Below are 26618 nucleotides of genomic sequence, written 5' to 3'. Positions count from 1 at the left end.
TTCAGTCCACCCGTCTGGTCAAGCCGCTTGCGGCTCGCGCGGCAGCTTCAGCCCACGCTCGGCAATGATGTTTCTCTGGATTTCCGAGCTTCCGCCCGAGATCGTCCACGCCCACGAATAGAGGTAGTCCTGCATCCAGTATCCGGTCTCGTTGGCACCACCCATCAGCACGCCCTGCAGGAACTGCGCCTCTATGCCGCCGATCGAAACGCCCAGTTCGGTAAAGTCGCGCAGCAGGTCGCTGTAATACAGCTTGATCATCGAAGGCTCGACGCCCGCAGCCTCGCCCTTCAGCACTGCGGAAAGCTGATTGTTCACCAGCAGTCGTAGCGCCTCTATGCGGGTGCGCACGTCCACCATGCGGCGACGGATCTCGTCGTCCTCCAGCGGCAGGCGCCCGGCTCGCGTCGGCACTTTCGCTGCAGCGATCAACAGCTTGAACCCCTCGCGCATGCGCTCGGCCAGTTCCAGCACCGACAAGCCGCGCTCCGATGAAAGCGTCGATTGCGCCACCGCCCAGCCGCCGTGTTCGGGGCCGATCAGATTCTCCGCCGGGATCACCACGTCATCAAGGAATATCTCGTTGAAATGCGACGCCCCGGTCATCTGCTTGATCGGGCGCAGCGTTACGCCCGGGGTCTGCAGGTCCAGGATGAAATAGGAAATGCCGCGGGCCTTCGCCGCCGTCGGATCGGTACGCGCAAGCAGCAGGCAATAGCGGGCAAGGTGGGCGTTCGACGACCACGTCTTCTGACCGTTGACCACGAAATGGTCGCCGCGCCGTTCCGCACGGGTGCGCAGGCTGGCTAGGTCGGAGCCGGCGTTGGGTTCCGAAAAGCCCTGACACCAGATCTCGTCGCCAGCCAGGATTGCCGGCAGATGGCGCTGCCGCTGCTCCTCCGTTCCCCAGTGCAGCAGCGTGCCGGGAACGTGATGCAGCGCAATGAAGTACAGGATCAGGCGCGGGGCACCCGCGCGGGCGATTTCCTCGTACAGCACGATCTGCTGGGCAAAGCTCATCCCGCTGCCGCCCCATTCGACCGGCCAGTGCGGCGCGGCGTAGCCGGGCTCCATCAGTTTGCGGAACCAGGCCTTCTGGAAGACGACGTGGTCCGCCTCGTCCGCACCGGTCATTCTTTCGCGCCAGTCTGCAGGCAGGTTATCCGCCAGCCATTCTCGCACTTGAGCGCGGAATGGCTCCAGCGCGCTCAGTTCAGCCAGCACGTTGCTCATGCCCATCTCCGCAGACGTCCGCCCTCGCTTTCCGCCAGGACACGGATAGTCCCGGACGAAGGCAATATAACGAACTTTGTGCGATAAACGCTCTCTTGTTCCATATATAACCGATGGGCAGTTTGCGACATCAAGTCAACCCGCAAATCCGACCCAGCCCTCCATTATGTGCGATGATCGATGTTTTGCGCGATATCTGTCCAAACCATCTTATTGATATCGAGTCGGCCCGGACTGACCTGCATGGGGTTGAGCCAGACCAGGATCGGTCAAGCCTGCCCGGGAAGAGGTCAGAACCGCTCAATCACCAGCGCCGGCGCGAGGCCTCCGGCCGCGCACATCGTCACCAGCCCGACAGCCTTGTCCTGCCGTTCCAGCTCGTCCAGCAACGTGCCTGCGAGCATTGCCCCGGTCGCACCGATCGGGTGCCCGAGCGCCAGCGCGCCGCCGTTGACGTTCACGGTTTCCGGATCGATATTCAGGTCGCGCGCGAACTTGGCAGGCACGATGGCGAAGGCTTCGTTGACCTCGAACAGATCGACATCGGCCAACGCCATCCCTGCCTTGTCCAGCACCTTGCGTGCAGCGGGGACAGGGCCGTTAAGCATCAGCGTCGGATCGTCCCCCACAGTCGCGATGGCGCGGATCCGGGCTCGCGGCTTAAGTCCGTGCGCGAGCGCAAAGTCTGACGAGGCGAGCATAATCGCCCCTGCCCCATCGACGACCCCCGAACTGGTGGCCGCGGTGTGCACGTGATCAATTGCCAGATCCGGGTAGGCCCGCCGGACCAATGTGGCGAACGTCGTGCCCTCATCATCGATCGGGCGATCCATCATACCCGGAAAGGCGGGTCGCAGTCCGGCCAGAGTCTCGGCGCTGGTCTGCGGCCGTGGAAACTCCTCGCGATCCAGCAGGACGTGGCCTTGCGCGTCCTTGACCGGCACCGTCGAGCGGGCAAACCGCCCTTCGCGGATAGCGCGGTCGGCGCGTTGCTGGCTGGCGAGGGCCACGGCATCCATGTCCTGCCGCGAGAAGCCGTCAAGCGTGGCGATGATGTCCGCGCACAAGCCCTGGTGCGGTTGCGGAATGCGGGCCCGCAAATCAAGGTTGTTCGAATCCAGCATGAGTTCACGCTGCAGCGTACGGGTGTAGGACATCATCTCCACCCCGCCGGCAATGACCAGATCCTGGGCACCTGCGATGATGCCCATTGCGGCAAGGCCCACGGCGGTCAGGCCCGACCCGCAGAAGCGGTCGAGAGAGAAGCCGGGAACGGAGGCTGGAAAGCCGGCATGGAGCGCTGCCATCCGCGCCAGGTTCAGTCCCTGCTTGCCTTGCTGTGTGTTCACCCCGGCGACGATATCGTCGACATCGCCCGCGTCGATTCCGGTGCGTTCTACCAGTGCTTCAAGCACCTGCGCGAACAGGTGCTGGGGATGAAGCCCGGCTAGCGCGCCGTCGGCCTTGCCCTGTCCGCGCGGAGTGCGCACCGCATCGATGATCCATGCTTCGGTCATGTGTCTGCTTTCGTGAAGGGGGCAGCATCGGGAACTGACCCGAAATTACATCCGTATGGCGCCGTCGAGCCGGACGTGTTCGCCGTTCATGTAGGCATTGCGGCACATCTCCAGCGCAAGACTCGCGAACTCCCGCGGCTGGCCCATGCGCCGAGGGAACGGCACGCTGTCGCCCAGTTGCTGCCGCAACTCGGGCCGGGCGGTGGCAAACAGCGGCGTGTCCATGATGCCGGGCAGGATGGCATTGACGCGAATGCCTTCGCGCCGCAGGTCGCGCGCCACAGGCAAGGTCAGGCCAACGATGCCTGCCTTGGACGAGGCATAAGCCGCCTGCCCTGCCTGCCCATCAATGGCGGCAACCGAGGCAGTATTGATGATGCAGCCCCGCTCCCTGTCATCACCCAGCGGATCGAGCGTGAGCATGCCCGCCGCAGAAAGCGCCATGCAGCGGAACGTGCCGACAAGGTTCAGCAGGACGATCCGTTCGAACTGGTCGATGGGAAAATGCGTGATCTGCCCCGTATCGCGCGCACGTTGTGCGATCTTGAATGTGTTGCCGCGTCCGGCGCAGTTGACGAGGATGCGTTCCTGCCCCTGCATCGCGCGGGCCTTGGCAAAGCCTTCGGCTACCGAGACATCCTGCGTGATATCGACCTCGCAGAAGATACCATCCAGTTCGGCGGCGAGCGCTTCGCCCATCTCGCGGTTGAGGTCGAAGATGGCAACTCGCGCCCCTTCGGCGGCGAGTGCGCGGACCGTGGCTTCACCCAGTCCACTGGCGCCGCCTGTGACGACCGCGATTGCTCCATCGAGTTTCATCGTCTGCTCCCTTAAGGACGGATCACTTGGCGTTGCGAAAATGGCGGAACACGCCGCTCGCGCGCAGGACGGGATCACCGTCGGCATCGATCATGGCCGAGATGAAGCCGGTAGAGCGGGCGAGGCGGCTGAGCGTGACACGCGCCTCGACCCACGCACCAAGAGGCGCTGGCGCAAGGAAATCGAGCGAGAGCGTGATCGTGGGGATCGGCGCTGGCACGTCACCCGCCATGCGCAGACCGCGCGCCAGCGCTATATCGGCAAACGTGGCGAGCATCCCGCCATGGCACATCGGCCGCATGTTGCAGTGCTTTTGCGAAGCGCGGAACCCGAAGCGAGCAACCTCGCCTTCACCGACCCGGTCCGTGGTCCAGAAGAACGGGCCAGCGAGGTCGGCAAATTCACCACAGCCGTCCATCCGCTCCCACCTGCGGTCGGCAGGTGCAAGGCCGGATGCAAGGTCACCGATGCCAGACTGCAAGACCCATCCCCACTTACGTGCGATATTCGACGATAACGTCGATATACGACCATTCACCAGTCAAGGGCAAGCTGTCAAGCATTTCGGAGAAGTGCGATACAGCTATGACCGCTACGACCGGACAGGGATTGCCAATGCAGCAAGATTCGCATAAATCGAACGCATGTTACATAGTCGCACACAATGGCGCTGTGTGAGCCGGGTAGAGGAAGGCGGATGAGCTACAGCTTCGAGCAGCACAAGATTGTCGGCGCGATAGAAGCGGACGATCCGTTCTGGCGCAGCCTGGAAGACGGCGTGCTGGCCCTTCCCCGTTGCGCCGGGTGCCACGGCTGGACCTGGCCCGCGCACCATCGCTGCGGCCAGTGCGGATCGTGGCAGTTCGATTGGGTTCCGGTGAAGCCGGAAGGCTACGTGTTCAGCTATACCCGCACCCGCTATGCCTTCGACCGCGTGCTGGAGCGCAAGGACGACGTGCCATACGTGACCTTGGTGGTAGAGCTGCCCGAGGCGGGCAACGTGCGCCTGATGGGTGTGCTGAAAGGCGATGAAACCGGCCTTGCCATCGGCGCGCGGGTGCGCGGCAGCATTGATTCGCCCAGCGCGAAGACGAAGTTCTACCCGGCCCTGCGATGGGAAATCGAGGGTTGAGGCCCCTTGCCGGGCGACGCGCGGATTACGGATATTACGGAGAACTGGTGTGAGCAGGATGCGGGGCGCAACGGCCATCGTAGGCATCGGGCAGACGCCCTATTACAAGCGCGGCACATCGTCCGAACCGGAGCTGAAGCTGGCGCTGCAGGCGATCACGCAGGCCGCAGACGACGCCGGCATCGACGTGCGCGATATCGACGGCTTCATCTCCTATGCGTCCGAGCGCAGCGACCCGGCCAAGCTCATGCCGGCCCTTGGTACGCGGCAATGCCGGTTTGCCTCTCTGGTGTGGATTCACGGCGGCGCCTTGGCGGGCACGCTGAACATTGCGGCGGGCGCGATCCTGTCCGGGCAGGCAGAGATCGTGGCAGTCTACCGGTCCATGGCCGAGAGCAGCAACCAGCGGCTCCGCGTGGCAGTGGCGCAGAACGACACATCGTCGCAGTATCTGGTGAACGGGCTGGATTCGCCAGCACAGATCCTCGCCTTGCGATCGCAGCGGTTGATGGAGCACCACGGCGTTCCGCAATCCGCGCTCTATGCCACGGTGGCGGCATCATACTACCATGCGCGCGCCAACCCGCGAGCCTATGGCCGCAACACCGAGATGACGGCGGAAATCTATGCCGCAGCGCGGATGATTTCGGAGCCCTATCGCCTGTACGACTGCTCGCGCGAGAATGACGGCGCAGCCTGCGTGCTGGTTGTTTCGGCCGAGCGCGCAAAAGACATGAAGCAGACGCCCGCCTATGTTCTGTCCGCGCCAATGGGCACGATGGAAGGCGGCGGCGCGCTGGAGGAGAACTGGCGCCCCTATTACGCCACGGCCGGGCAACGCGAACTGGCCGAGCGCATGTGGCGCGAATCCGGCTATGGCCCGAAGGACGTGGACGTGGCGCAGATCTACATGAACATGAACGCGATGGGCATCGGATCGATGGTGGATCACGGGTTCTTCGATTTCGAGGAGGCAGGCGATTTCTGCACCTTCGAGAATCTGATCGCGCCTTCGGGCAAGCTGCCGATCAACACATCGGGCGGCGATCTGGCCGAAGGGTTCATCCACGGCATGGGCCTGATACCCGAAGCGGTGCGGCAGATTCGAGGCACGTCAGTGAATCAGGTGCCCGGAGCGAGGCTTTCGCTGTTCACCGGAGGGCCGGGCGACCTGATGAGCAGCACCGCCCTGCTGGGCAGCGCGGATACGCTTTGAGCGGGACGGGACGCAGACGATGATGGGATTTACGGTCAGTCGCGCGCTGAAGTGGTGGGCGTGGGAAAAGCCGGACCGCGTGGCGCTGAACTATGAAGGCGAACCGGTTACCTATGCCGGGCTTTATGACTGGGGCCGGAAGGTGGCAGACTGGCTGCGCACCGAGGGCGTCGCACCGGGCGACCGCGTGATGATGGTTGCGGAAAATTCGCTGGAGTATGCGGTCCTGCTGGTCGGCACGATGCTGGCGGGCGCGATCGCCGCACCGGTGACGTTCCGGTCGAGCGAGCGCGAAGTGCAGCGTGCGCTTGCTCTGCTCGAACCGCGCCTTCTTGTGGCGGATTGCGGGCACATGGAATTGTGCCGGGCGGCGCTGGGCAAGGGCGCCAACGCGGTGCTGCGTGCGATCGAATCGGTGCGCGGCTTGCGCGACGGGCCCGATCCTTCTGCCGCTCACGTCCCTGCACCCGAGGACGCGTTGTTCATCATCGGCACCAGCGGGTCGACCGGGCAGCCCAAGGGCGTTGTCTACACCCAGGGCACGACGATGGCCTATGCCGCCGAGTTCGCCATCATGGAACCTGCGACAGGCAACGGCGGCAGCGTTCTGGCGGCGGGGCCGTATTCGTCGTCATCGGGCACCTTGCTGCTGTTCCAGTTCCTGTCCGTCGGTGCGACCATCTTTGCCGAAAACCGGTTCACGCCCGAGCGCGCGCTGGAACTGTTGAGCCGCAACCGGATCACCGCGTTCCTTGCCTCGACCATTTTCTTCGAGCGGCTGGCTGCCCTGCCCGAATTCGAAGCCGCCGACCTTTCCGCGCTTGCGTTTGCACAGATCGGCGGAGCACGGGTCGGCCCTGCTCTCACTGCGAAGTTCAAGGCCAAGGGTGTGGTGCTGCGGCAGGCCTACGGCTGCACCGAGGCGGGCGGCGCCTGGGCGGCGCGCGACGAAACCGCGTTGACCGATGCGACCAAGTGCGGACCCGGCGGCCTGTTCTCCGAATATGCCGTGATCCGACCAGACGGGACAATCGCCGATGCGGGCGAGCCTGGCGAAATCCTGATCCGCAGCGCAGCGATGGCGGCCGGATACTGGAAAGATGCAGAGCAGACTGCGGCGACGTTCCGCGAGGGCTGGCTGCACACCGGCGACCGCGGCATGCTCGACACGCGCGGGAACCTGACCTTCATCGACCGGATCAAGGACATCATCAAATCGGGTGGCCTGAACGTTTCAGCAATGGAGGTAGAGAACACGATCGCCGAAATCGATGGTGTGGTCGAAGTCGTGGTGCTGGCAGCGGCGGATGCCGAGTTCGGCGAGACGCCGCTGGCGGTGGTGCATGGCGATATCGCGCGGATCGAGCCGCGCGAGGTGGTGGCGCACTGTCGGCGCGAACTGGCTTCGTACAAGGTGCCACGGTATGTGGTGCTGGAAGCCGAGGCGCTGCCGCGCCTGCCTTCGGGCAAGATCGACAAGAACGCGCTCCGCGCTCGGTTCAAGGATGCCACGGCAACGATGGAGCGGATACGCTAGTCCAGGTCGAGGATCTCGGCGGCCATCGTCGCGAGGTCGACCACCGCACAACTGCGGACGAAGCCGTCCGCCGTGGGCCGCCCTTCCCCCACCGAGCCGGGATTGACCACCAGCACATCGCCCAGCCAGCGCACCAGTGGCTGGTGCGTATGACCATACAACACGAGGTCCGCACCGGGGACGGCGAAGCGATGGAAGTCGCGGTGGTGGCCGGGAATGTAGGCGTGGCCGGAATCCCACGGCGTGGAATGGACGATATGCAGGCACCGCCCCGCAAGGGTCGTCTCGATAGTGGACGGACGGGTGGCAAGCCAGTCAGCGAGGTCACCCGATGGCGCCGCCGGACCGGAGAACAGGAGTTGCTCATGATTGCCAAGGATGGCCAGCGGATCATGCGCGTGCAGCAGCCCAACGGTTTCGGCGCAGAATCGGGTCTGGCTGACGGCGTCACCGAGGCAGACCAGCCGGTCGAACGGGGCCATTGCCGCAAGCGCCCGTTCCAGCACGCGCGGCTGGCCATGGATATCGGATACGATGCCCAGCTTCATTCCGCACGCAATAGCTTGACGGGTGGCGGAAGGACAAGCCAAAAGTCCGTTATCGTACCATACGGGCGATAATCGCTCATTATGATTCCCGCGTACCTGCCGAGAGGATTGATCGCGCCATGACCGGCCCCAACGTTTCCCCCCTTGCCCATCCGGACCGGCTCTACATTGGCGGGGCCTGGGTGCCTGCCAGCAGCGGGCGCAAGATCCGCGTGGTCAACCCCGCCACCGAAGAAACCTATGTCGAGGTAGCCGAAGCCGACGAAAACGACGTGGCGCGCGCAGTGGCCGCAGCGCGCGAAGCGTTCGACAACGGGCCATGGCCGCGCCTTTCACCGGTTGAGCGGGCAGAGTGGCTGCGACGACTGGCCGACGCCATCGATGCGCGGGCCGATGATTTCTCCACCGTCTGGCCCAACGAAATGGGCATCGTCCACGCCATGGCCAAGGCAATGGCGCCGGGCTTTTCCTATACCTATCGCAGCTATGCCCAGATCACCGAGCGGTTCGCCTTCGTCGAGGAGCATCCGACGATCTCGGGTGCGAAGCTGGGGCTGCTGGTCCGCGAGCCGGTCGGCGTGGTAGGCGCGATCGTGCCGTGGAATGCCCCGGCCGCGCTGGCCGCGCTGAAGGTCGCCCCGGCGCTTGCAGCAGGTTGCACGGTGGTGCTGAAAGCATCGCCCGAAGCGCCGAGCCACGCGCTGCTTCTGGCCGAAGCGGCCGACAGTATCGATCTGCCGCCAGGTGTGCTCAACGTGATCACCGCCGACCGCGACGCATCCGAGGCGATGGTGCGTGACGAGCGGGTGGACAAGATCAGCTTCACCGGATCGAGCGTGGCGGGCTGCCGGATCGCCTCGCTCCTGGGCGGACGCATGGCGCGCTACACCATGGAACTGGGCGGTAAATCCGCTGCGATCATTCTCGACGATTACGACGTGGAGGCAGCCGCAACCGCTCTGGCCAAGCGCGCGCCGGACATGACCGGACAGGTCTGCGCCGCACTGACCCGCGCCATCGTACCGCGTGCGAAGCACGATGCATTTGTCGAGGCACTGGCAGCCGCGCTGGCCAAGGTGAAGGTGGGCGATCCATTCGATCCCGCCACGCGCATGGGCCCGCTGGCCACGGAACGTCAGCGGGGCCTGGTGGAAGGATTCATTTCCGAGGCACGCGCGAGCGGCGCAGTCCTGGCGACGGGCGGCGGGCGACCGTCGCATCTGGAGCGGGGCTTCTTCATCGAACCCACAGTCTTCGGTCATGTCGATCCGGCATCTTCCATCGCCTGCGAGGAAGTGTTCGGCCCGGTGCTCTCGGTGATCGCGGCAGATAGTGAAGAAGACGCGGTGCGCATCGCCAATGCCTCGCGCTACGGCCTGAACAATGCCGTGTTCACCAACGACGTCGACCGTGCATATCGAATCGCGCGGGAGCTGCGATCCGGAACAGTGGGGCACAACGCACAACGGCTCGACTTCTCCATCGCGTTCGGCGGGTTCAAGCGGTCCGGCGTAGGGCGCGAGGGCGGTGTCGAAGGGCTGCTGCCCTATCTCGAAAGCAAGACCGTGCTGCTGCAGGATCGTCCTGCGGCGCTGGCGGGCGGGAACAACTGATGGCTGATTTCGACTACATCATCGTCGGTGCAGGGTCGGCCGGCTGCGTTCTGGCCAATCGCCTGAGCGCAGATCCGGCGATGCGCGTCTTGTTGCTCGAAGCGGGTGGGCGCGATGCGCACCCGTTCATATCGATGCCCCGTGGTTTGGCGAAAGTGATGTCGGACCTGCGCTACGTGTGGCTCTATGCAACCACGCCCGAGGCGCGCTCCAACAACGTGGCCGAGATCTGGGCGCGCGGGCGCACGCTGGGCGGATCGAGCGCGGTCAACGGTATGGTCTATGTGCGCGGCAGCCGCCCGGACTTCGACGAACTGGCCGCGCAGACCAGCGACGACTGGGCGTGGCACCACATCGGCGCTGCCTATCGCGCGATGGAAGCGCATGAACTGGGCGGAACGCCGACACGTGGCGCACGCGGGCCGCTGCGCATATCGCTGCCCGAAGTGAAGTCGCGCATCACCGAAGCCGCCATCGAGGCCGGCCGCGCGCTCGGGCTGGTGCCGATGGAGGACATCAACGATCCCGAAGACCGTGAACGTATCGGCTATGCCCCGCGCACGATCTGGAAGGGAAAGCGTCAGAGTGCGGCCACCGCGTTTCTGCACCCGGTGGCACACCGCCCCAACCTGACCGTGCGGACGGGCGTCGTTGTTGACCGTGTGCTGTTCGACGGCGCGCGCGCCGTGGGCGTGGCCGCGACGCTGGAGGGAGCGGCGGTGACCTTCTCCGCCGGACGCGAAGTGATCCTGAGCAGCGGCACCCATGGCAGCCCCGCCATCCTTCAGCGCTCCGGCATCGGCGCGGCACCGCATCTCGAAGCGCTTGGCATCCCTGTGATAGCCGACGTGCCCGCCGTGGGGCAGAACCTGTTCGAACATCGCGGGCTGGTCTTCCAGTGGAGGGTTCCCGACGCGCTTTCACAGAACCGGGAGTTCCGGGGCCTGCATCTGGTGCGCAGCGTCCTGAAATATTACCTGACGCATCGCGGTGCGATGGCGGGCGGTGCATACGACATGGCAGCCTATGCCAAGTCCGATCCGGCGCTGGACCGGCCGGACCTGCAACTGCTGATCTCGCCCTATTCGTTCAACTTCGATGCGGTACCACTCAAGATCGAGGACCACGGCGGCTTCAACATCTGCATCTATCCCATTCGCCCTCGTTCACGCGGGTCCGTGGCCATTGCCTCGCGCGATCCGTCCGCCCTGCCCGCGATCACACCCAACTATGGGTCGGACGCATGGGACAAGGCGATGATTCCGATGATGTTCGACTATGTTCGCAAGTTTGCCGCGCAGCCCCCGCTGGACGGGCTGATCGAGGCAGAAACCCGTCCCGGCCCTGCCTGCACCAGTGCAGAGCAGATCGACGCCGCATATCTGCGCTTCGGCTATGCCAACTATCATTCCAGCGGCACCTGCCGCATGGGCAAGGACGCTGGCTCGGTGGTAGACCCGCATTGCCGCGTACGCGGCGTGGAAGGGTTGCGCGTGGTAGACACATCGATCTTCCCGTTCATGCTGGCTGGCAACATCAACGCGCCGGCCATGGCCGTGGCATGGCGCGCGGCTGACCTGATCATGGACGCTGGCGCAGAAGCCCGCTAGAGCGCGTCTGGTGCATTATCGCACGCAATCGCCAACGGGAGGAACTGTGGACCGCGAAGCAGAAGACATCGCAACGGCGACAGGCGATGAGGGCAAGAAGCCGCTGCGCGACGTCGATCGGATGGGCGGCTTTGCCAAGGGCCTGTCGGTGATCGAGGCGTTCGGGCGCGGGCGCAACCGCCTGACCATTGCGGAAGTGGCGCGGCTGGCCGAACTGGATCGCGCCTCGGCCCGGCGCTGCCTGCTGACGCTGGTGCAGAAAGGCTATGCCAAGACCGACGACCGCTATTTCGAACTGACGCCGCGGATCCTCAGCCTGGGCCACTCCTATCTGGCAGCGTCGCTGCCGCGCCTGGTTCGGCCTTCGCTCGACCGGCTGGCAGACCGTATCCGCGAGTCCTGCTCGGCGGCGGTGCTGGATGGCACCGAGGTGGTCTATATCGCCCGTTCATCGCACCACCGCATCGTTGGCGCAGGGCTGCATCCGGGCAGCCGCCTGCCCGCCTATTGCACGTCGCTGGGCCGGGTGCTGCTGGCCGCCCTGCCCGAAGATCAGGCGCGCGAGCTGATCGAGGCAAGCGAACGCACCCGCTTTACCGACCACACGCTGACCACCGTCAAGGCTCTGATGGCCGAGCTCAAGACCGTGCGTGAGCAGGGCTTTGCCTATATCGATCAGGAGCTGGAACTGAATTCCCGCTCCGTCGCGGTGCCGATCGTCAACTTTGCCGGTGAAGCCGTAGCTGCAGTGACGGTGGGCCTGCACGTCTCGCGCGGATCGCCCGAGCGCATCCGGGGCGAGATTCTGGAGGCGTTGATCGACATGCAGCGCGAACTGGCCGAGATCCTTCCCTGAAAAAGCGCCACTGTCTTAGAAGTAATGGGCTGGAAGTGTCAGTCCTGACACACCCGCGATGACATTTGGCGATAGCGAAGGAAAGTGCAGTGCTCTCGCCAATGTCGCCCAGGCGGAGCCGACACAGCTGGTCGATGCCGGGCGTGACTTCGGCCAGATCGGTCCCAAAGCGCAGGACAGCGCTCAATCCTCAGGCGCGATGGTCACGGTTAGGCCGTCAAGCTCCGGCGTCAGCTTGATCTGGCAGGAAAGGCGCGATGCCGGCGTGCGGTGATCGGAGCTGTCCAGAAGGTCGTTTTCGTCCTCGGTCATCGCAGGCACCTGCGCAGCAAAGGCCGGATCGACATAGACGTGGCAGGTCGCGCACGAACAGCAGCCACCGCACAGCGCCAGCAATTCGTCGATACCGTTGTCGCGGATCAGTTCCATCACCGAAAGGCCGTCCTGCCCTTCAATTGCGGCTTCGCTGCCATCGCGGCGGCGGACGATCAACTTGGTCATGAGGGTCAGCTTCCCTTGAATGCGGGCGGACGCTTTTCAAGGAACGCCTTTGCGCCTTCCTTGTGATCGTCGGTAAACAGGGTGAGTTGGTCGTAAGCGAGCGAGGTTTCGAACGCGCCTGCGGTCATCTGCTTGAGCAGCAGGTTGACCGACATCTTGGCATAAGAAATCGCCAGCGGCGCCCCCTTGGTCAGGCGCTGGGCGAAACCGTCAACAAAGGCGTCAAGTTCGGCATCGGGCACACAATAATTGATGAGGCCGATCTCGATAGCCTTACTGGCCTCGATCGGTTCGCCCAGCATCAGGTATTCCTTGGCGCGGTGGAAACCCAGCAGCAGCGGGAACAGCGCCGCACCGCCATCGCCCGGCGCGATGCCCATGCGTACGTGGGAATCACAGAACCGCGCGCCCTCGGCGGCGATCACCATGTCGCACGCCAACGCGATGTTGACACCCACGCCATAGGCCGGCCCGCGCACCTTGGCGATGATCGGCTTTTCGGCATCGAGCATGTTCCAGAACAGGCGCCGTGCTCCGCGCGTGGGCGGACGCTTCTTGCGGCCGGCCTCGTTCTCCGCATCTTGCACTGACAAGTCGGTTCCTGCGCAGAAGGCGTCGCCTTCCCCGGTGAGGATGACGACACGGATATCGTCGTCGGCGTCGATGTCGTCCCATATGCGCTCCAGTTCGCGGTGCATGGGGCGCGACACCGCATTCTTGCGGCGAGGATTGTTGAGCGTCAGAGTGACGATACCGTCATGCCCCTTGTCGATCTTGATCCATTCGTAGCGGGTGGGGTCGATCGCTGGCACGATCCTTCCTTTCTGCAATGCGGGCGCGGGTCAGTTACGCGCGCGGGTAAAGACCATCGGCAGCGCGATGATGCCCTGCCCCAACCCGCTGAGGTGACGGATGGGGCGACTCTCATCAATGCGGAAATCAGAGAAGGCGGCGAGCATTTCCTCGAACGCCACCTTCAGTTCGGCCTTGCCGATGAACGATCCGATACAGCGGTGGTTGCCCGCGCCAAAGCCCAGATGCGGGTTGGGCTTGCGATGCGGATCGATTGCATCCGGACAGGCAAAGCGCGTGACGTCGCGGTTGGCCGCGCCAAATGCAACCAGCACGGAATCTCCTGGCTTCAGCATCGTTCCGCCCAGTTCCACCGGCTCTGTCACTTCGCGCCGCAAATAGGTCGCGGGCGAGGTGAAGCGCACCAGTTCTTCAACCACTGCGGGAATCTGCGTCGGATCTGCGCGAAGGCTTGCGGCTTCATCAGGGTTGGTTGCCAGCCAGCGTGCGGTTTCCGCAAGCGTCGCGGACGTCGTGTCGAAACCACCGATCAGCAACAGGCGGACCATGGATACCTGTTCCTCCTCGGTCAGCGGACGTCCCGCAACCTCGCCCAGCACGATGGATGAGAGCAGGTCTTCGTCGGCTCGGATGGCCGTGGCACGGCGACGGTTGAGCGCGAGCCGTGCGTAGTCCTCCAGCCGGTTGATTGCCCCGCTTGAAACGCCCGTGGCCACATCGCGGTGCAGCGCCTCGACGAGGTCTTCCAGATCGGGCGCGTCGGCGTCGGGCAGGTCCATGAAGGCCAGCGTGACGCGGATCGGCAACGGGCGCGCAAGGGCACGGACAAAGTCGACCGGCTCTCCATCCGGAATGGCAGCAACCAGTTCGCGCGCGATGGCGCGGATGGCAGGCTCGCGTCGGCGCGCCTGTTCAGGCGTGACAAAGGGCATCAGCAGCGCGCGATACTGCCCGTGCATTGGGGGATCGACTTCCGCGGGCACGTGCATGGAGCGGATGGCCGTGGGAGGCGGCAGAGTGATGCCGCGCGCCGACGAGAATACCTTGGGGTTGGTCAGCACCTTGAGCACGTCGTCATACCGTGCGGCGACATAGTATCCGCCGTAACGGTCGCTATGATAGAGCCCGGTCATGTCGCGCATCTGCGCCCAGAGGCATTCGGCGCCTGCGCGCGCATTGACGGCGTGAATATCAAAGGTGTCGAGCGTTTGCACTTCGTCCGTCATCCCATCCTCACCATAGCAATTTGATCGATTAACGCACGATTGTTTTATGATCGCACGTTGGCAAAATACTTGTCCGCTTGTCAATCACGATCCGAAAAGCATGGAAGGCCCCACCGCCCGCAAGCGGACGCAGTGACCGCATCACTGCGCGGTCAGGCCTCCATCGACGACCAGTTCGGCCCCGGTGACATAGGCGGCATCGTCAGACAGAAGAAACGCAATGGCCGCCGCAAGGTCATTCGGATGGCCCGTGCGGCCAAGCGGTACGGCAGCGGAGATCGCGGCGGAATCCGACGGGTTTGCACTGCGCACGCCTTGCTGGATGTCGGTTTCGATTACGCCGGGGTACACCGAATTGACTCGGATACGGTGCGGCGCACCCTCCAGTGCCAACGTCTTCGACAGCAGGCGTACTCCGCCCTTGCTGGCAGCGTAGGCGGCCGTGCGGCGCATCCCGACCAATCCCGCCACCGACGCCACGTTGACGATGACGCCCCCACCGACCTCGCCGCCAGCCCCGCCGTCAGCCCCATCGCCGACCTGTGCAGTCATCCGGCGCATGGCAGCCCGGCAGCCCAGGAAAACGCCTGTCAGATTGATCTCCACCTGCCGGTTCCAGGCATCGAGACCGGTCTCCTCCACTGGTGCGAGCATGACGATGCCTGCGTTGTTGACCAGCCCGTCGATCCGGCCCGAGCGCGCCACGACGTCGGCGATCAGGCTGTCCCACCCGGCCTCGTCGGTCACGTCCTGCGCCAGACCCGTGGCCGCGAAACCCTGCGCCTGCAGTTCATCCGCCCTTGCCCGCACCGCCTCGCCATCGATGTCGGTCATCACCACGCTTGCGCCTTCGGCGGCGAGCCGGGCTGCCGTGGCAAAGCCGATACCGCGCGGCGATGCAGCGCCGGTGACCACCACGCAGCGACCTGCCATCCGCGCGGCCACTACCGCGGGGTGTGGCGTGCTCACTCGCCAGACCCGATGCGCACGGCTGCACCATCGAGGAGGTCCGTGAACTGTACCTGGCATGCCAGCCGCGATCCCGCCGCGCGATCAGGCACGATATCCAGCAGATCGAGTTCGCATTCCTCGGGTGCGGGCAGCAGTTCCGCTACCGTATCGTCGAAGATCACATGGCATGTCCCGCAGGAGCAGCAACCGCCGCAGTTGGTGATGCCGTGCACTTCGTAGATCCCGGCATCGAGAATGACTGCCTTTACCGTTTCCCCGACCTTGCCCTCGATTTCACGGCGCTCGCCCGAACGCAGCGTGACTGTCAGCTTGGACATCATGTTCCTCCTTCGTCCGGTCAGGCCGCTGCATCGGTCGGACGTGCGTCCCACTTCAGCTTCAGGTGCTCCAGCGCCATGACCATGCCCGGGCGCCACGAAGGCTTGTCCGCGCCATCGAGCGTGAAGTTCGCGATGCGCTTGAGCCATTCGCGCGTGAACACGCGCATTTCCAGCCGCGCCAGCATATTGCCGATGCAGGTGTGCGCACCGATGGAAAAGGTGATGTGGCCGCGATCCGGGCGGTCGATGTCGAATGCCTCGGGATCGGGATTGCGCCGTTCATCCAGCCCGGCGCTCGTCAGCGGGCAGATGAGCATCTGCCCTTCGCGGAATTGCGCGCCCTTGATCTCGATATCCTTCTTCACGATGCGCGTCTGGTTGACGACAGCGAAGCGGCGCAGCGATTCCTCGACGTAGTCGGGTAGCTTTTCAGGCTCGGCCACGAGTCTCGCCTGCAGATCGGGGCGCTGAGCAAGATTGCGGAAAGAGAAGGTCAGCGCATTGGCGACCGTGTCCAGCCCGCCGAGGAACAGCAGGTAGCCGATCGACTCCAGCTCATCCTGCGTCAGCTTGCGCCCGCGCACCTCGGCCTCGATCAGGCTGGTAGCGAGATCGTCCGCCGGATTGCGGCGCTTTTCGTCGAACAGCTCGCGCCAGATTGTGAATATCCGGTCCTGCAACTGACCGCGCCGTTCGGGTGTGATGTTGCTGAAGTATTCAAGCACGATACTGCGGAATTCGTCGAACCGGTCGAGCGGCATCCCGGCCAGTTCCATGAACACCGAGACCGGGAATCCCGCCCCCAGCGTTTCGGTGAAATCGCATTGCCCATCGGCGATGACCCTGTCGATCAGGCGATTGGCCCATGCCACCAGCTTGGGCTCCATGCGCGCGATCGGGCCGGGGCCGAAATGCTTCATCAGCACCGCGCGGTAGCGGGTGTGCTCGGGCGGATCGAGATTGAGCGGAATCATCATGACGCCGTTGTTCATCGGCGGAATGTGCAATTCACGACTGGAAAAGTGCTCCGGATCGGTCAGCACCTTCACCTGATCCTCATACCGGGTAATGACCCAGTGCCCGCCGTTGCGCGGCGTCCAGAAGATATCCGGCGCGCTTTCGTGCAACGAATGCCAGCCAAGGTGAATGTCCTCGAGCAGTTCGGGCTGGGTATAGATGTCCCAGTCGCACACCGGCGCACGAGCCACGCCTTCAGACACGGTGTTGGTCGAAACTGCCATCTGCATCGCCTTTCATCCTGCCGGATTGCTGCTCCGGCCCTTGGTTCCGCCCCCGCTATCGCAGCGTCCGGCAAGGGGACGACACTCGCCGGATCGGTCCGGACTCGATAACTGATGCGGTTATAATAAGAATGTTGTTCACATTCTATTCGCGTTTTGGCAAAGAGCTTTCATGAGCGTACAGACCAACAACACCCCCGCGCCGCGCACCGGCGAACCGCTCCCGCGAAAAGCGCTTCACCGCCGCCGCCTGCCGCAGCAGATGCGCGCGCGGAACACGGTAGACGCCATCTTCGAAGCTACTGAACGACTGGCCGCTGCGCATGAATTCGATGCGCTCAACACCCGCATGATCGCGGAGCGGGCCGGGGTCAGCATCGGCTCGCTCTACCAGTACTTTCCCACCTGCGAAGCGATCCTGCTGGCCTGGTACGAACGCGTTTCCACCGACGCTGCCAAGGATATCCGCCTGTCCACCATCGAAGTGCTGGACCGCTCGCTGCGTGAAGCGCTGAAGATCGCCATCCGGCGGCTGCTGGACATTTACACCCGCAATCGCCTCGTGCTGATCGACTTGCCGCTGCAGGTTCCACGGATCGAGCAGGTGATCCGCTACACCTCGCTGGAAGTGCTGAACCGGGGCAACATCCGCCTGTACCTGAGCCATCACCCCGAATACGATCTCTCGCGGATGGAGGCGCACGTGTTCTACATCGAAACGCTGATCCACGCGCTGATGCGCCGCCATGTGCGCGATGCGCCCGAGGGGATCGGTGCCGACGATCTGGTGGAGCAGATCTGCGGCTTCATCATGGGGTATCTGGAGGGCCAGCGCGTGGCACTCCCGCCCGGACGGTTGCCCGATGGTCCCCAAGGCACATAAGGAAAGGCATGACATCCACCCGCAGCCACGCCGCGCCCGAAGCGACCACCACGATCGAGCAACGCATCCTCGACGCGGCATTCGCCTGCTTCGAACGTTTTGGCGTGGGCAAGACGACAATGGACGACGTTGCCCGCACCGCCAAGGTTTCGAGGCAGTCGGTCTATCGTCACTTCGCTGGCAAGGATGACCTGCTGGACGCCGTCTGCTGTCGCGAAGCAGTCAGCATCAACCAGGTGGTGCGCAAGCGCGTCGGCAAGGCCGACGATTTCGCCAGCCTGGTTTCCGAGGCGCTGTTCGTCATCATCACCGAAGGCAACCGCAATCCATATCTGCGCCAGATCGTGGGTTCACCCACGCTTCAGGCCGTGGTGACCAACCCGCGCAGCCGCGCTTACCAGCTCAATGTCAGCTACTGGCACGAACTGATGGAGCGCGCCCGCGAAGCCGGGCATCTGGCCGAGGACATCACGCTGGACGAGATCGTGGGCTGGCTGCTGATGATGCAATCCGTGCTGCAGGTCCGCCTTGCCGAAGGCGGGCTTGGCGAGCCGGACCTGCGCCGATTGATAAGCCGCTTCACCGTCGCTCCGCTTTTGCAAAGGCCGAGCGGCGGCTGAACGCGGTCAGACCCGTTCGAAGATCGCGGCAATTCCCTGCCCCACCCCGACACACATGAACGCCAGCGCATAGCGGCCCGCGGAGCGGTGCAGTTCTTCCACCGCCGTCTGTGCAAGGCGCGCGCCGCTCATGCCCAGCGGGTGGCCAAGCGCAATGGCACCGCCATTGGGGTTGACGCGCGGATCGGAAGGATCGACCGCGAGATCGCGCAGACTTGCGATGGCCTGCGCGGCGAAAGCCTCGTTCAGTTCTATCACGTCCATGTCCGCCATCGACAGGCCGGTCCGCGCAAACAGGCGGCGCGCGGCGTCGACCGGGCCGATGCCCATCACGCGCGGAGCCACGCCAGCCGAAGCCATGCCCACCAAGCGCGCTCGCGGCGTCAGTCCGTGCGCGCGTGCGGCCCGCTCGCTTGCAACGATCATCGCCGCAGCGCCGTCGTTCAGGCCAGAGGCGTTGCCCGCCGTGATCGTTCCATCGGCGCGCACAACCGGCTTGAGTGCGGCAAGCATGTCGAGCGTCGTGGCGCGCAGGTGCTCGTCAGCGGCGAACAGCAGTGGTTCACCCTTCTTCTGCGCGATGGCCACGGGCACGATCTCGGACGCGAAACGGCCAGATGCCTGCGCCTGCGCAGCCTTTTCCTGCGAGGCCAGCGCAAAGGCATCCTGCGCCTCACGCGAAACGCCCCATTCGGCGGCGACGTTCTCGGCGGTTTGCGGCATGGTATCCACGCCATGGACCGCCTTCATTGCGGGGTTGACGAAGCGCCAGCCCAGCGTCGTGTCCTCGATCTTCTGGTCGCGGCCGAATGCAGCACCGGCCTTGCCCAGTACATAGGGCGCGCGGGTCATGCTCTCTGCCCCGCCAGCCACGATCAGGTCGGCATCACCGGCGCGGATCGCCTGTGCGGCAATGCCCACGGCATTGAGGCCTGATCCGCACAGCCGGTTGACTGTTACGCCGGGCACTTCGGTGGGCAGGCCCGCCAGCAGCGCAGCCATGCGCGCGAGATTGCGGTTGTCCTCGCCCGCCTGGTTGGCGCAGCCCAGGATCACGTCGTCCACTGCCGCCCAGTCCACGCCTGCATTCCGCTCCATGAGCGCTCGCAGCGGCAGCGCGGCCAGATCGTCGGCCCGCACTGTGGACAGGCTGCCGTTCAGGCGCCCGATGGGGGTGCGGACGGCATCGCAGACGAATGCCGCGCTCATGATCGGGCCTCCACGATGCGCAACGGAGCGCCGGTGCGCGCCACTACCTCGTCAGCGGCAACGCCCGGTGCGCATTCCAGCAGGGTCAACCCGCCGCCCTGACGATCGACCGCGATCACCGCGAGATCGGTAATCACCAGATCGACCACACCCTTTCCGGTCAGCGGCAGGGTGCAACGCTCCAGGATCTTGGGGCTGCCGTCCTTTGCGCAGTGGTCCATCACCACCACGATGCGCTTCACTCCCGCAACAAGATCCATGGCACCGCCCATGCCCTTCACCATCTTTCCGGGGATAGTCCAGTTGGCCAGATCGCCATTGGCGGCAACTTCCATTGCCCCGAGCACGGCCATGTCGATATGGCCGCCCCGGATCATCGCGAAGCTGTCGGCCGAGGAAAAGAAGCTGGATGTCGGCAGCGCTGTCACCGTCTGCTTGCCCGCGTTGATGAGGTCAGGGTCCGCCTCGCCCTCGAACGGAAACGGACCGATGCCCAACATCCCGTTTTCGGACTGGAGCGTCACCTCGATGCCGCTTGGCACGTAGTTCGCCACCAGCGTGGGAATGCCGATGCCGAGGTTCACGTAGAACCCGTCGCGCAGTTCCCGCGCTGCGCGGGCAGCCATTTCATCGCGGGTCCAGGCCATCACGCCACCGCCTTCGCGCGCGTCGTCAGCTTTTCGATGCGCTTTTCGTTGATGGTGGAAAGCACGATGCGGTCGACATAGATGCCCGGCGTGTGGATGCAGTCGGGATCCAATGTGCCGGCGGGGACGATCTCCTCCACCTCCACTACGGTGACCTTGCCTGCGGTCGCCATGTTAGGGTTGAAATTGCGCGCGGTCTTGCGGAACATGAGATTGCCCTCGGGATCGGCCCGCCAGGCCTTTATGATCGAAAGGTCGGCGCGCAGCCAAGTTTCGCGAACGTACTCCTCGCCCTCGAGCACCTCGGTCGGCTTGCCTTCGGCCACCACGGTGCCGACACCGGTTCTGGTATAGAATGCAGGAATGCCCGCCCCGCCCGCGCGGATGCGTTCTGCCAGCGTACCTTGCGGGGTCAGCTCCAGTTCCAGCTCACCTGACAGGTACTGTTGCTCGAACAACTTGTTCTCGCCCACGTAGGACGCGATCATACGGCTGATCTGCCGCGTTTCCAGCAGCATCCACAAACCAAATCCTTCAGCACCGGCATTGTTCGATATGACGGTGAGGTCTTTCACGCGCGCCTTGCGGATTTCGGGAATCAGGCTTTCCGGATTGCCGGATAGACCGAAACCTCCGGACATTATGGTCATGCCATCGTGCAACAGCCCGGCAAGCGCCGCGCCAGGGTCGGAATAGATCTTGCTGGTCACGCGCACCTCATTGAGCGATTATCGCTCATAATGATCATTAATCGACCAGTTCTTATGGCGAACTCTGCGACATGGCAATCGATACTGCGGTTTCGGCATCGCAAAAACGCCCGCCTTGAACGCCTTTCTCGCCGTCCGCCTTCTTGAACGCAGATGTCTCGAAAGCTTCAGACATCCTTAAACCTTTCAGACGCAGGGAATTTTTCAAAGACACACGGCCGGGAACGCAACCCATGATGGAACAATTTGAAGGCTTGGATCTGCCCCAGAGCCTGAGAGATCTGGCGTTGCGCCATTAACGGAACATTGCCGACCTGGTCTGGCGTCTGCAGGAGGTCGGGCTGGTGATCCGACACCATTCTCTGGACCACTCCGGGTTGGAGTTTCCCGGCCAGGGTCACGGTGACGGGCTGGGTGCGTCACCGGGATCTATCAGCGTGATCGGGGGCTTGTTGTCAATGGCACCGTGTGGCCGATCCTCGTTGTAGTATCTGCGCCACTCCTCCAACTTTTCGCGGGCATCTGCAAGTGTCAGGAACCAGTGGGTGTTCAGGCACTCGGCCCGGAAGCGCCCGTTGAACGCTTCGATGTAGGCATTATCCGTGGGCTTGCCGGGCCGGGAGAAGTCCAGCGTCACCCCGTTGATGTACGCCCACAGGTCGAGGTCCCGGCTGACGAACTCGGAGCCCTGGTCGACCCGGATCGACTTTGGATAGCCAACCACGGCGCAGGTCGCCTGAAGGGTCTGGACGACGTCCTCACCGCGGTAGCTGAACCGTGGATCGAGCACCGGCGAGAAGCGTGAGAACGTGTCCACGACCGTCAGGACCCGGATCTTCCGGCCGGTAGCCAGCTGGTCATGGACGAAGTCCATGGCCCAAACATCATTCACGCGCGAGGCCGCGCAGCGGTCTTCCCTCAGCTTTGCCTTCACCCTGCGCTTCGGTGTCTTGTTGCGGAGTTGGAGGCCCAACTCGTTGTAAATCCTGTGCGTTCGCTTCATGTTGATCTCCCAGCCCTCACGGCGAAGAAGAACGTGGAGGCGGCGATACCCATAGCGGACGCGGGTCTCGCAGATCTCACGGATGCGGGCTTCGATGCCGGCCTGCTCGCGGCGGCGGGATTTGTAGTGATAGGTCGAGGTGTCCATCTCCAGAATCCGGCAAGCCCGGCGGATAGACACGCCCCAGTCACTGCGAACCCCGTTCACCAGCTCGCGTTTACGAGCAGGCCTTACAATTTTCGGCGGATGACATCCTGCAGCATCTCCTTGTCGAGCGAGACATCCGCCACGAGCTTGCGCAGCTTACCGTTCTCGTCCTCGAGCTGCTTCAACCGGCGCATATCCGGTGGAAGCATGCCGTCGTATTTCTTCTTCCAGTTGAAGTACGTCGCCTGGCTGATCCCGGCCCTGCGGCAGATGTCCGCAACTGGAACGCCGTCCGCGCCCTGCTTCAGGATGAACGCCTTCTGGGCGTCAGAAAACCTCGATGCCTTCATCGTCTTTCGCTCCTCCCAGCCAGGGAGAGTACGGCGAAAAACTCTAACTCGAAACGATCCAGTTTTCCGGGATCAGATCACGAGGTTTTGAGAAAAACGAGCAATTCACTCGCGACGGGTCAACGGTACGTCCATCGCCGAAAGCTGACGCTCAGCGAGCGGTCCGTCGGACCGGAATCATGACCGCAACAGGGCTGGAGGCCGAATGGCGGGTTCTTGGCGGCAAGATGTGGATAGCGGCCCTCCAATGTGGCCTAGGCAACGGGAATCCTCGACCAGATTGCGACGTTCGCTTCGTCCTTTTGACGCACTACTCCAGACAGATTGATTCGGCATCTACGTTTCTTCGTCTCTACGACATAGCTCCAATGCACCTTGGAAAATCGTCAGTGAAACCTCCTGCTGATCGCGTATATCAGGACATCCGGCGGCAGACCGGGTGCCCTTGACAGGCCCCTCCTTTCAAGCTCGTGCCTTCCCTTGCGACGCCAACACGCGTGGCAAAGTAGCGCCGAGCACTGAGAGAATTTCGGGGCCATAAGACGCGCTGTTGCGTTCAAACTCACCCTGAGTGATCCGCTCAAGCCCTTGGGCACCGAACAGCACGACCTCGTCTCCGAGGGCAATCGCATCCTGAAAGCCGGTTACGTCGGCCAGCAGCGTGTTCATCGTTACCCTGCCGACCAGCGGAAAGCGCCGTCCGCCGATCAACACCTCGGTCTGGTTTGCTACCTCGCTGGCAAACTCCGGGCGATTGGCATGACTGAAGGCGCGGCGGTATCCGTCCGAATAGCCCATCGGAATGTTGGCAAGCCAGCTTTCGCGCTCAAGCCGGTAGGTGCGGTCGTAATTGACCGTCTGTCCGGCGGGAAAATGGTTCACTGCCGCCACGCGTGACTTAATCGTTATCGTCGGTGCAAAAGCGTCGGTCTTAACGCTGCCGGGATCGCCATAGAGCAGCCCGCCGACCCGCACCATGTCGAGCCGCGTTGTCGGGTGCTCAAGCGTGGCAAACGAGTTTGCAGTGTGCCGGACGGCGTCTTTGCCGAGTAGCCCTTCGGCCTGCAGCCAGGCAATATCCGCTTCAAAGCGAGCGAGCTGGGCGAGGATGTCATCGGCCGCCTCGCTCGGGTAATGGGTCATCACGCCGCAAACAGAAAGGCCTCCGATGCCGAGCAACGCACGGGCATCGGCCTTGCCCCACGAGCACGACAGCTCCAGCCCGTTGCGCGACATGCCGCCGGAATTGAGCGCGAGTTGCACCGGCAAAGGCTTGCGGCCTCCGCGCTTGCGCCACATCAAGGCTAGGCGCTGTGCCGCGTCGGCGTTGGCGATGATCTCCTCGATCCCGAAGGTGAGGCCGTCTTCCATTTCCACGGGTGCGGCGGCGCGGATGCGCAAAAGACGTCCGCGATACCCCAGCGCCCGTGCCACCCGAGCCTCGTCGTTGGCGGTGATGGCCACTTCTGTGATGCCCAGCTTGCGGATCGAAGGCATCAGTAACGCGATGCCATTGCCATAGGCATCGGCCTTCATCACCGCGCAGAGGCCGACAGGCCCCAGAAGTTGTCGCACAGCGAGCACGTTCGCCTCGAATGCCTGGGCGTCGACCTCGATCCAGCCGTTGCGGCGGGATGCCGACCGAGCAGTTAGGCCGAAATTGTCGGGCGAGAGGACCGGCGCGGCGGCAGCCTGCGCCGCTATCGCAACAAGAGCACCGCCACCCGCCTGCATAAAACGCCGACGCTGCATTGTCACTTTGCCCCACGCTGCAGGAACTGTCCGGGATTGGCACCGGTCGGCTTGCCATCGCGCGCGACAACTGTGCCGTTGACTATGACCAGCACCACGCCCTCGGCCGGGGCGGCGGGATTCTCGACGGTCGCCCGGTCCGCAACCCGCTCGGGATCGAACAGAACGAGGTCTGCCTTATAGCCGGGCTTGATCAAACCGCGCCCGGCGATGCCGAGTTGTTCGGCGGTCTGGCCAGTCATCTTGTGGACCGCCTGGGCCAACGTCAGCCGCTTCTGTTCGCGCACGTAGAGCCGCAGGATTTTGGCAAAGGCTCCCGCTCCGCGCGGGTGACGCGAGCCAATGGCACCGTCCGAGCAGATCACGCTGTGGTCCCAGGCGATGAAGTCCGCGACGTCGCGCGGGTCCATCGCGGTGCCGATCACCGCCTCCGCCCGCCCGCCTTCGGGGTGGCCTGCGCGCCAAGCCTCGGCTGTCTGGATCAACCAGAGGTAGGTCTTCGCCGGCTCCTCGCCGCGCATCACCGCCACATCCGCAATCGTTTTGCCGACAAGTGAGGGATCGGGCGCATAGAAACCGAGCAGCATGCCCTGTGGCGTGGTCAGATGGGTCAGGGCAAAGCGGGCGGCCTCAATGTCGGTGTAATCGCGCTTGGGGAACAGCACGGTCAAGGTCGATTGCCAGTATTCGTAAGGATAGACGTCCGCCGTCACCTTGATGCCATGCGCGCGCGCCGCATCGAGCTTCGCCAGAACATCCTTGGCGGTGCCCCACTTGTCGACCACGCCAAGCTTGATGTGCGAGACCTGCACCGGGATGCCGGTCTTGCGGCCGATGTCGAGCAACTCGTCGAGCGCGGCCTCGAAAGTGACATCTTCGTTGCGCATGTGGCTTATGTAGCGCCCACCGCCTGCTGCCGCCGTGCGGGCCAACATCAGCACCTCTTCATGTGCCGAATAGATACCGGGATCGTATTCTAGCCCGGTGGACAGTCCGAGCGAGCCGGCTGCCATGTCTGCTGCCAGCAGCTTTTGCATCGCCGTCACTTCGGCAGGCGTGGCGTCCCGCTTGTAATCCGTGCCCATGACTCGCTCGCGGAGCAGGCCATGTCCGGTGTAGCTGGCAACGTTTATGGCGGCGGGATGCATCCTGAATTTTGCGGCGACTTCGGCAAAGGGTGCGTCGCTGTCGCCGTCCTGCCCGATGACGATGGTCGTCACGCCCTGTGCCACGACCGGCGGTATGGCAGGGTCGGAATAGTCGCCCCGGTCATGGTGGCTGTGCGCATCGATGAAGCCGGGCGCAAGGACAAGGCCGCGCCCATCGATCACCGTCTCGCCCTTGCGCGGCTTGAGCGGGCCGATCGCAATGATACGGTCCCCGTCAATTCGCACGGCAGCTTCACGCCCCGGCGCGCCGGTGCCGTCGATCACCATGGCTCCGGTGACCAACGTCGAAGCCTGCACCGACACACTCGCACACAGACCGACAGCCAGCATCAGCAGTACTTCGCGCATGGAATTACCCTCCTGCGCTGGTGACTGACGCAGGCGGGCCGGAACTGGCAAGTGTAAGGCCATCGCGATTGCCGCCTAAACCATTGCGATCATTCTCACAATTTTTGTTGCACGCTGGGACGAGGCCAGACACACTGGTTTTGGGCCTATGACTGATCGGTCGAACTTCCGCTTCATCCATGACGAGTCATCCGTTGAGCACGATCCGAATGGTCGCCTAGTCCCAGACCCGGCTACGCGGGCCAATTGGCAACTCTGTCCGCTTTCAGGTCATCGGCAGGCGGGCCACGATGACCGAAATTGGGGCGCTTTGCTGAACTTCCGGTTTCCCCTCAGCAAGCGTTCGCTTAGATTCGCTGTTCAACGCAGCCAATTTCAGCGATCAGGTCTGGTCTGGAGCGACCGCTCCGAAACCGGCCAGCGACTGGCGTATGCCGCCTTGATTCCGGACGTTCGAGCATCAGTTTGTCGTGATCGATTCCTGCCCTTCGTTCAGCAGGCTGTAGCAAAGGCGGAAAGACTTGGGCTGGGACAAGTACGAACCCGCTGGCGCGGGAGTGGCGCTTGTTTTGAGGCTTGGCAAGTGATCGGCGGCCTGAGCCTAAGTTGAGGTCTGGGCCAAGTAG

Annotated in this window: 25 protein-coding genes; 8 read left to right on the top strand and 17 right to left on the bottom strand. The window is 63.7% G+C overall.

The genetic code is table 11. From position 1 onward, the window contains the following. Positions 1 to 18: 18 nt before the first annotated feature. The 4 genes from HGI47_RS19170 to HGI47_RS19155 all read right to left on the bottom strand — a co-directional run bounded on the left by HGI47_RS19170 (position 19) and on the right by HGI47_RS19155 (position 4050). Positions 19 to 1233 (bottom strand): acyl-CoA dehydrogenase family protein, encoded by a 1215-nt coding sequence (locus HGI47_RS19170; protein WP_206066303.1) that lies wholly within the window; start codon positions 1231 to 1233, stop codon positions 19 to 21. Between the two features lie 290 nt (positions 1234 to 1523). Continuing rightward, positions 1524 to 2750 carry an acetyl-CoA C-acetyltransferase gene (locus HGI47_RS19165; protein WP_168854387.1) on the bottom strand — a complete coding sequence of 409 codons (1227 nt, stop codon included), beginning with the start codon at positions 2748 to 2750 and terminating at the stop codon, positions 1524 to 1526. Between the two features lie 45 nt (positions 2751 to 2795). After that, positions 2796 to 3569, bottom strand: a complete 774-nt coding sequence (locus HGI47_RS19160) for an SDR family NAD(P)-dependent oxidoreductase (protein WP_168854386.1) — start codon at positions 3567 to 3569, stop codon at positions 2796 to 2798. Between the two features lie 22 nt (positions 3570 to 3591). Beyond that, the gene (locus HGI47_RS19155) at positions 3592 to 4050 is read right to left on the bottom strand and encodes a PaaI family thioesterase (RefSeq protein WP_168854385.1); all 459 of its coding nucleotides are present in this window, start codon (positions 4048 to 4050) and stop codon (positions 3592 to 3594) included. Between the two features lie 216 nt (positions 4051 to 4266). Between HGI47_RS19155 and HGI47_RS19150 the strand changes: the two genes are divergently transcribed. From HGI47_RS19150 to HGI47_RS19140, 3 genes are read left to right on the top strand one after another with little or no spacing between them, the layout of a single operon-like run. Further along, a complete protein-coding gene (locus HGI47_RS19150; RefSeq protein ID WP_168854384.1) occupies positions 4267 to 4701 on the top strand; it encodes a Zn-ribbon domain-containing OB-fold protein in 435 nt (144 codons plus the stop codon). Between the two features lie 58 nt (positions 4702 to 4759). Beyond that, on the top strand, positions 4760 to 5917 hold the full coding sequence (locus HGI47_RS19145) for a transporter (RefSeq protein WP_168854410.1): 1158 nt from the start codon (positions 4760 to 4762) through the stop codon (positions 5915 to 5917). Positions 5918 to 5936: 19 nt separating this feature from the next. After that, positions 5937 to 7454, top strand: coding sequence for a class I adenylate-forming enzyme family protein (locus HGI47_RS19140; protein ID WP_168854383.1), 1518 nt, complete (start codon positions 5937 to 5939; stop codon positions 7452 to 7454). Here HGI47_RS19140 and HGI47_RS19135 read toward each other — a convergent pair. Beyond that, positions 7451 to 8002, bottom strand: a complete 552-nt coding sequence (locus HGI47_RS19135; RefSeq protein WP_168854382.1) for a metallophosphoesterase — start codon at positions 8000 to 8002, stop codon at positions 7451 to 7453. The genes HGI47_RS19140 and HGI47_RS19135 overlap by 4 nt on opposite strands. A 119-nt stretch (positions 8003 to 8121) precedes the next feature. On the opposite strand from HGI47_RS19135, the gene HGI47_RS19130 reads away from it, so the two are divergent. From HGI47_RS19130 to HGI47_RS19120, 3 genes are read left to right on the top strand one after another with little or no spacing between them, the layout of a single operon-like run. Next, positions 8122 to 9615: an aldehyde dehydrogenase family protein gene (locus HGI47_RS19130; RefSeq protein ID WP_168854381.1), complete on the top strand. Its 1494-nt coding sequence runs from the start codon at positions 8122 to 8124 to the stop codon at positions 9613 to 9615. Continuing rightward, positions 9615 to 11225: a GMC family oxidoreductase gene (locus HGI47_RS19125; RefSeq protein WP_168854380.1), complete on the top strand. Its 1611-nt coding sequence runs from the start codon at positions 9615 to 9617 to the stop codon at positions 11223 to 11225. The genes HGI47_RS19130 and HGI47_RS19125 overlap by 1 nt, the downstream gene beginning before the upstream one ends. A gap of 46 nt (positions 11226 to 11271) precedes the next feature. Further along, positions 11272 to 12081 carry an IclR family transcriptional regulator C-terminal domain-containing protein gene (locus tag HGI47_RS19120; RefSeq protein WP_206066302.1) on the top strand — a complete coding sequence of 270 codons (810 nt, stop codon included), beginning with the start codon at positions 11272 to 11274 and terminating at the stop codon, positions 12079 to 12081. Positions 12082 to 12264: 183 nt separating this feature from the next. Here HGI47_RS19120 and HGI47_RS19115 read toward each other — a convergent pair whose 3' ends face one another. The 6 genes from HGI47_RS19115 to HGI47_RS19090 form a co-directional block, all read right to left on the bottom strand. Continuing rightward, on the bottom strand, positions 12265 to 12582 hold the full coding sequence (locus HGI47_RS19115) for a 2Fe-2S iron-sulfur cluster-binding protein (protein ID WP_168854379.1): 318 nt from the start codon (positions 12580 to 12582) through the stop codon (positions 12265 to 12267). 5 nt (positions 12583 to 12587) lie between these two features. Beyond that, positions 12588 to 13394, bottom strand: coding sequence for an enoyl-CoA hydratase-related protein (locus HGI47_RS19110; protein ID WP_168854378.1), 807 nt, complete (start codon positions 13392 to 13394; stop codon positions 12588 to 12590). A gap of 30 nt (positions 13395 to 13424) precedes the next feature. After that, the gene (locus tag HGI47_RS19105; RefSeq protein ID WP_168854377.1) at positions 13425 to 14621 is read right to left on the bottom strand and encodes a cytochrome P450; all 1197 of its coding nucleotides are present in this window, start codon (positions 14619 to 14621) and stop codon (positions 13425 to 13427) included. 141 nt (positions 14622 to 14762) lie between these two features. After that, positions 14763 to 15590, bottom strand: a complete 828-nt coding sequence (locus HGI47_RS19100; protein WP_370521794.1) for an SDR family NAD(P)-dependent oxidoreductase — start codon at positions 15588 to 15590, stop codon at positions 14763 to 14765. Continuing rightward, the gene (locus HGI47_RS19095; RefSeq protein ID WP_168854376.1) at positions 15587 to 15910 is read right to left on the bottom strand and encodes a 2Fe-2S iron-sulfur cluster-binding protein; all 324 of its coding nucleotides are present in this window, start codon (positions 15908 to 15910) and stop codon (positions 15587 to 15589) included. Before HGI47_RS19095 ends, HGI47_RS19100 begins: the two co-directional genes overlap by 4 nt. A gap of 20 nt (positions 15911 to 15930) precedes the next feature. Further along, positions 15931 to 17154, bottom strand: a complete 1224-nt coding sequence (locus tag HGI47_RS19090; RefSeq protein WP_168854375.1) for a cytochrome P450 — start codon at positions 17152 to 17154, stop codon at positions 15931 to 15933. A 172-nt stretch (positions 17155 to 17326) separates the two neighbouring features. Here HGI47_RS19090 and HGI47_RS19085 point away from each other — a divergent pair, with 172 nt between their 5' ends. Continuing rightward, positions 17327 to 18037, top strand: coding sequence for a TetR/AcrR family transcriptional regulator (locus HGI47_RS19085; protein WP_168854374.1), 711 nt, complete (start codon positions 17327 to 17329; stop codon positions 18035 to 18037). Positions 18038 to 18045: 8 nt separating this feature from the next. Beyond that, the gene (locus HGI47_RS19080; protein ID WP_168854373.1) at positions 18046 to 18657 is read left to right on the top strand and encodes a TetR/AcrR family transcriptional regulator; all 612 of its coding nucleotides are present in this window, start codon (positions 18046 to 18048) and stop codon (positions 18655 to 18657) included. 6 nt (positions 18658 to 18663) lie between these two features. Here the strand turns inward: HGI47_RS19080 and pcaF are convergent, their stop codons facing one another. From pcaF to HGI47_RS19050, 6 genes are all read right to left on the bottom strand, one after another. Beyond that, entirely contained in the window at positions 18664 to 19866 is a 1203-nt protein-coding gene (gene pcaF / locus HGI47_RS19075; RefSeq protein ID WP_168854372.1) for a 3-oxoadipyl-CoA thiolase, read from the bottom strand. Further along, positions 19863 to 20513 carry a 3-oxoacid CoA-transferase subunit B gene (locus tag HGI47_RS19070; protein WP_168854371.1) on the bottom strand — a complete coding sequence of 217 codons (651 nt, stop codon included), beginning with the start codon at positions 20511 to 20513 and terminating at the stop codon, positions 19863 to 19865. Before HGI47_RS19070 ends, pcaF begins: the two co-directional genes overlap by 4 nt. After that, complete coding sequence (locus HGI47_RS19065) at positions 20513 to 21223, bottom strand: CoA transferase subunit A (RefSeq protein ID WP_168854370.1); 711 nt, start codon at positions 21221 to 21223, stop codon at positions 20513 to 20515. Before HGI47_RS19065 ends, HGI47_RS19070 begins: the two co-directional genes overlap by 1 nt. Before the next feature lie 397 nt (positions 21224 to 21620). Continuing rightward, a protein-coding gene (locus HGI47_RS19060; RefSeq protein WP_168854369.1) for an IS3 family transposase occupies positions 21621 to 22723 on the bottom strand; the annotation gives its coding sequence in 2 pieces (ribosomal slippage) (positions 21621 to 22462 and positions 22462 to 22723; 1104 coding nt in all). Positions 22724 to 23185: 462 nt separating this feature from the next. Beyond that, entirely contained in the window at positions 23186 to 24475 is a 1290-nt protein-coding gene (gene alr / locus HGI47_RS19055; protein ID WP_168854368.1) for an alanine racemase, read from the bottom strand. Positions 24476 to 24477: 2 nt separating this feature from the next. Then, positions 24478 to 25992 carry an amidohydrolase family protein gene (locus HGI47_RS19050; protein WP_168854367.1) on the bottom strand — a complete coding sequence of 505 codons (1515 nt, stop codon included), beginning with the start codon at positions 25990 to 25992 and terminating at the stop codon, positions 24478 to 24480. Positions 25993 to 26618 lie beyond the last annotated feature (626 nt).

This window comes from Novosphingobium sp. ERN07 (assembly GCF_012641335.1).
GTDB lineage: Bacteria > Pseudomonadota > Alphaproteobacteria > Sphingomonadales > Sphingomonadaceae > Novosphingobium.
This window is presented reverse-complemented; position numbering and strand designations above follow the sequence as displayed.

Coding starts and splice junctions, on each gene's coding strand:
- HGI47_RS19170 (WP_206066303.1), bottom strand. CDS start 1,233: ATGAGCAACGTGCTGGCTGAACTGAGCGCGCTGGAGCCATTCCGCGCT.
- HGI47_RS19165 (WP_168854387.1), bottom strand. CDS start 2,750: ATGACCGAAGCATGGATCATCGATGCGGTGCGCACTCCGCGCGGACAG.
- HGI47_RS19160 (WP_168854386.1), bottom strand. CDS start 3,569: ATGAAACTCGATGGAGCAATCGCGGTCGTCACAGGCGGCGCCAGTGGA.
- HGI47_RS19150 (WP_168854384.1), top strand. CDS start 4,267: ATGAGCTACAGCTTCGAGCAGCACAAGATTGTCGGCGCGATAGAAGCG.
- HGI47_RS19145 (WP_168854410.1), top strand. CDS start 4,760: ATGCGGGGCGCAACGGCCATCGTAGGCATCGGGCAGACGCCCTATTAC.
- HGI47_RS19140 (WP_168854383.1), top strand. CDS start 5,937: ATGATGGGATTTACGGTCAGTCGCGCGCTGAAGTGGTGGGCGTGGGAA.
- HGI47_RS19135 (WP_168854382.1), bottom strand. CDS start 8,002: ATGAAGCTGGGCATCGTATCCGATATCCATGGCCAGCCGCGCGTGCTG.
- HGI47_RS19130 (WP_168854381.1), top strand. CDS start 8,122: ATGACCGGCCCCAACGTTTCCCCCCTTGCCCATCCGGACCGGCTCTAC.
- HGI47_RS19125 (WP_168854380.1), top strand. CDS start 9,615: ATGGCTGATTTCGACTACATCATCGTCGGTGCAGGGTCGGCCGGCTGC.
- HGI47_RS19115 (WP_168854379.1), bottom strand. CDS start 12,582: ATGACCAAGTTGATCGTCCGCCGCCGCGATGGCAGCGAAGCCGCAATT.
- HGI47_RS19105 (WP_168854377.1), bottom strand. CDS start 14,621: ATGACGGACGAAGTGCAAACGCTCGACACCTTTGATATTCACGCCGTC.
- HGI47_RS19095 (WP_168854376.1), bottom strand. CDS start 15,910: ATGTCCAAGCTGACAGTCACGCTGCGTTCGGGCGAGCGCCGTGAAATC.
- HGI47_RS19090 (WP_168854375.1), bottom strand. CDS start 17,154: ATGGCAGTTTCGACCAACACCGTGTCTGAAGGCGTGGCTCGTGCGCCG.
- HGI47_RS19085 (WP_168854374.1), top strand. CDS start 17,327: ATGAGCGTACAGACCAACAACACCCCCGCGCCGCGCACCGGCGAACCG.
- HGI47_RS19080 (WP_168854373.1), top strand. CDS start 18,046: ATGACATCCACCCGCAGCCACGCCGCGCCCGAAGCGACCACCACGATC.
- pcaF (WP_168854372.1), bottom strand. CDS start 19,866: ATGAGCGCGGCATTCGTCTGCGATGCCGTCCGCACCCCCATCGGGCGC.
- HGI47_RS19070 (WP_168854371.1), bottom strand. CDS start 20,513: ATGGCCTGGACCCGCGATGAAATGGCTGCCCGCGCAGCGCGGGAACTG.
- alr (WP_168854368.1), bottom strand. CDS start 24,475: ATGCAGCGTCGGCGTTTTATGCAGGCGGGTGGCGGTGCTCTTGTTGCG.
- HGI47_RS19050 (WP_168854367.1), bottom strand. CDS start 25,992: ATGCGCGAAGTACTGCTGATGCTGGCTGTCGGTCTGTGTGCGAGTGTG.